Source organism: Bacillus sp. AFS001701 (assembly GCF_002559405.1).
In the GTDB taxonomy this organism is placed as follows: domain Bacteria; phylum Bacillota; class Bacilli; order Bacillales; family Bacillaceae_G; genus Gottfriedia.
Map to the genome: position 1 here is coordinate 1 of NZ_NTZO01000315.1, position 1,440 is coordinate 1,440.

Here is a 1,440-nt window from a genome sequence, read left to right on the forward strand (position 1 = left end):
ATTTTATTTTGTTTTTCGGGATTAACTTTAAAAATTCTGATCCATATTTAGTATTTATTATGCGATTATCTAAAACAAATAATGAACCTTGATCTTTTTCATTTCGAATTAGACGACCATAACCTTGTCTAAACTTAAATACTGCTAATGGTAAAGCCAAACTTGAGAAAGAATTTTCTCCAGCTTTTTTTAATAAATTTGATTTAGCAATAAACATAGGCTTTTCAGGGTTTGTAAACGGTAAGCGTACAATGATTAAACAATCTAATTCTTCATTAGGTAGGTCAATTCCTTCCCAAAAAGTGTTCGTACCTAATAAAATTGTTTGTTTAGATTGTAAAAACTGTTTTATTAACTTTTGTTTTCCTCCAGGAGAAACACCTTGAGCTAATACAGATGAATTCAGCGAGTCTAAATCTTGTATTAATTGATCATAAGTCTGTTTTAATAAATCAAAAGCTGTAAATAAAACTAATGTTCTACCATTTATTTCCGTAACAATTTTGCGAATTGTATTCGAAGTTTGTAATGCATACTCTTCTTGCGTGATTTCTTTTATTCCCATTAAATCTGAAGGAATATACACTCTCATCCCTTGGGCAAAATCGTTTGGGACAGGGTATATTTTTTCGATGACATTGTTATTTTCACTAATTCCTAAAGATGACTTTATAAATGAGAAGGATGAATCAATCGACATCGTAGCAGATGTTAGTACAATTGAATTTCTTCCACTAATTAAATAATTTTGTATTAAATCTGCATTTTCAACTTTCTCACTATAAAGCATCGTTGTATGAAATGAACCTTTTGCTTCAGTTTCCATCCAGCAAATATAATGATCATTTTTATCGAATAATATTTCATAAAGACCATTTTTCATGCTTTTTAATTGGTCAATAATCATTTTAAACTCCGTAACGATTGAACGGTGAAACGCTGATACCTTATTATCTTCAATTAAATTCAAATATTGTTCGCAACCCGTGAATAAAGTATTATTCACATGCATTAATCTATTTGCACATTCTTGAATAACCTTCCAATTTTGGCTAGCAGTATTTTTATCACTTAATGTAATTGACTGTCTAATGTTTTCTTTATCCAGTTCATTTTGTTTACTTAAAATAAAATCACGTAATAACCTAAATAACTCTTCTGATTCATACTTTATTTCTTTTACTAAATGATCAACTTTTTTCCACCATTTTTCACGATTTGGTATTCCTTCATCAAATTTATATAATCGGTGAACAAGTTCATTACTATCAGTAGTACTTAATCTACTTAAATATTGATAATATTTTAAACAAGAAAAAGTGATTCCAAAAGTTTTTGATGCAGTCTCCTCAAGAGCATGTGCCTCATCAATTACAATCGTTTTAACAGAATTAATTAAGTGATCTTTATTTTTTAAAGTAGACAATAAATATGCATGGT

Annotated in this window: 1 protein-coding gene; it reads right to left on the reverse strand. The window is 28.5% G+C overall.

What is annotated here, in order from left to right:
- Nucleotides 1-1,440 (reverse strand): helicase C-terminal domain-containing protein (locus CN514_RS18815; protein WP_286141754.1); only part of this gene is annotated, 1,440 nt, incomplete at both ends.